This window comes from Romboutsia sp. 13368 (genome assembly GCF_018336475.1).
Taxonomy (GTDB): domain Bacteria; phylum Bacillota; class Clostridia; order Peptostreptococcales; family Peptostreptococcaceae; genus Romboutsia.
Genome location: NZ_CP048741.1, coordinates 2578449 through 2581044, shown reverse-complemented (window position 1 = coordinate 2581044; position 2596 = coordinate 2578449). Strand labels below are relative to the sequence as shown.

Annotated in this window: 1 protein-coding gene, 1 rRNA gene and 1 other annotated feature (1 of these 3 running past the window's edge); both genes read right to left on the bottom strand. The window is 46.1% G+C overall.

What is annotated here, in order from left to right:
• Positions 1-596, bottom strand: a sequence feature (23S ribosomal RNA rRNA prediction is too short).
• A gap of 222 nt (positions 597-818) precedes the next feature.
• Positions 819-2321: ribosomal RNA gene (locus G3997_RS11340) — 16S ribosomal RNA — on the bottom strand.
• 267 nt (positions 2322-2588) lie between these two features.
• Positions 2589-2596 carry the 3' portion of a helix-turn-helix domain-containing protein gene (locus G3997_RS11335; RefSeq protein ID WP_296646025.1) on the bottom strand. It continues 346 nt past the right edge of the window, so the window shows 8 of its 354 coding nt (coding positions 347-354); its start codon lies off the right edge, out of view — the gene reads right to left on this strand; its stop codon occupies positions 2589-2591.

Below are 2596 nucleotides of genomic sequence, written 5' to 3'. Positions count from 1 at the left end.
CAAATACTACAGAAGATAAAGTTAACTTTGTAGTAACAGCTMGGNTTTCAGGTTCTATTTCACTCCCCTCCCGGGGTTCTTTTCACCTTTCCCTCACGGTACTGCTTCACTATCGGTCATCAGGTAGTATTTAGCCTTGGGAGGTGGTCCTCCCTGCTTCCCACAAGGTTTCACGTGTCYCGTGGTACTCTGGATCATACTAGTAGCTTTCTCGTTTCAATTACAGGGCTATTACCTTCTATGGCGGAGCTTTCCAACTCTCTTCATTTACGATATTGCATCCATGTTGTATGTCCGCAACCCCATCGAAGAAAACTTCAATGGTTTGGCCTGTTCCGCTTTCGCTCGCCGCTACTTACGGAATCGAATTTCTTTCTCTTCCTCCGGGTACTTAGATGTTTCAGTTCCCCAGGTTCCCCTCGCTAAGCTATGTATTCACTTAACGATACTTAGACATTACTCTAAGTGAGTTTCCTCATTCGGAAATCTTCGGATCAAAGTTTACGTGCAACTCCCCGAAGCTTATCGCAGCTTATCACGTCCTTCATCGGCTCCTAGTGCCAAGGCATCCGCCCTGCACCCTTAATAACTTGACCAGTTATTAAAGTTGTTATTTTAAAGACTTAACTTGTCTATTTATATAAAAATGATGTCATATCACTAAATTTNAAATGATGTCATATCACTAAATGTTATGCAGTTTTCAAAGTACTAACGTACATCGCCAACGTCTATTCTCTCTGAGAATATCCCGTTGCTCAAAGTACTAATTTTGAGGAATGAACCCTCAAAATTAAACAGTAGGCAATTCTCCTTAGAAAGGAGGTGATCCAGCCGCACCTTCCGATACGGCTACCTTGTTACGACTTCACCCCAGTTATTGATTTCACCTTCGACGGACGCTTCCAAAAGGTTAGCAATCCGGCTTCGGGCGCCCCCAACTTCCGTGGTGTGACGGGCGGTGTGTACAAGACCCGGGAACGCATTCACCGCAGCATTCTGATCTGCGATTACTAGTAACTCCAGCTTCATGTAGGCGAGTTTCAGCCTACAATCCGAACTGAGAATGGCTTTAAGGGATTAGCTCCGCCTCACGACTTGGCTGCCCTCTGTACCACCCATTGTAGCACGTGTGTAGCCCTAAGCATAAGGGGCATGATGATTTGACGTCATCCCCACCTTCCTCCAGGTTATCCCTGGCAGTCTCGCTAGAGTGCTCAACTAAATGGTAGCAACTAACAATAAGGGTTGCGCTCGTTGCGGGACTTAACCCAACATCTCACGACACGAGCTGACGACAACCATGCACCACCTGTCACTTCTGTCCCCGAAGGGAAATCTCCGATTAGGGAGAGGTCAAAAGGATGTCAAGCTTAGGTAAGGTTCTTCGCGTTGCTTCGAATTAAACCACATGCTCCGCTACTTGTGCGGGTCCCCGTCAATTCCTTTGAGTTTCACTCTTGCGAGCGTACTTCCCAGGCGGAGTACTTAATGCGTTAGCTGCGCCACCGAAGGGGGTAACCTCCGACAGCTAGTACTCATCGTTTACGGCGTGGACTACCAGGGTATCTAATCCTGTTTGCTCCCCACGCTTTCGTGCCTCAGTGTCAGTTACAGTCCAGAGAGCCGCCTTCGCAACTGATATTCCTCTTAATATCTACGCATTTCACCGCTACACTAGGAATTCCACTCTCCTCTCCTGCACTCAAGTTCCCCAGTTTCAAAGGCTTACTACGGTTGAGCCGTAGCCTTTCACCTCTGACTTAAGAAACCACCTACGCACCCTTTACGCCCAGTAATTCCGGATAACGCTAGCCCCCTACGTATTACCGCGGCTGCTGGCACGTAGTTAGCCGGGGCTTCCTCCTCAAGTACCGTCATTATCTTCCTTGAGGACAGAGCTTTACGACCCGAAGGCCTTCATCGCTCACGCGGCGTTGCTGCATCAGGCTTTCGCCCATTGTGCAATATTCCCCACTGCTGCCTCCCGTAGGAGTTTGGACCGTGTCTCAGTTCCAATGTGGCCGATCACCCTCTCAGGTCGGCTACTGATCGTCGCCTTGGTGAGCCGTTACCTCACCAACTAGCTAATCAGACGCGGGTCCATCCTGTACCGCAAAAGCTTTGATACTTCTACCATGCGATAAAAGCATATTATCTCGTATTAGCATACCTTTCGGTATGTTATCCGTGTGTACAGGGCAGGTTACCCACGCGTTACTCACCCGTCCGCCGCTCTTCTCCGAAGAGAATCGCTCGACTTGCATGTGTTAGGCACGCCGCCAGCGTTCATCCTGAGCCAGGATCAAACTCTCAAATAAAAGTTGTTTACCTGCTCAGACTAATCATTATCTGAATATCTGGCTTGGTTTGTTAGTTGTAATTCTATAAATTAACCTACTGTTTAATTTTCAAAGTTCATTTTTTCGACTTGTTTATGTTTAACAAATTTGTTTTTATTTGTCAACTTATTTTTTAAGTTGTATTTTTTTGCCCTTTCCTTAAGGACAAGTATAACTATACCATCTGTTTTTTATATGGTCAACACTTTTTTTAATATTTTTTTTAGAAATATTTTACTAATAATTTTAAGCTT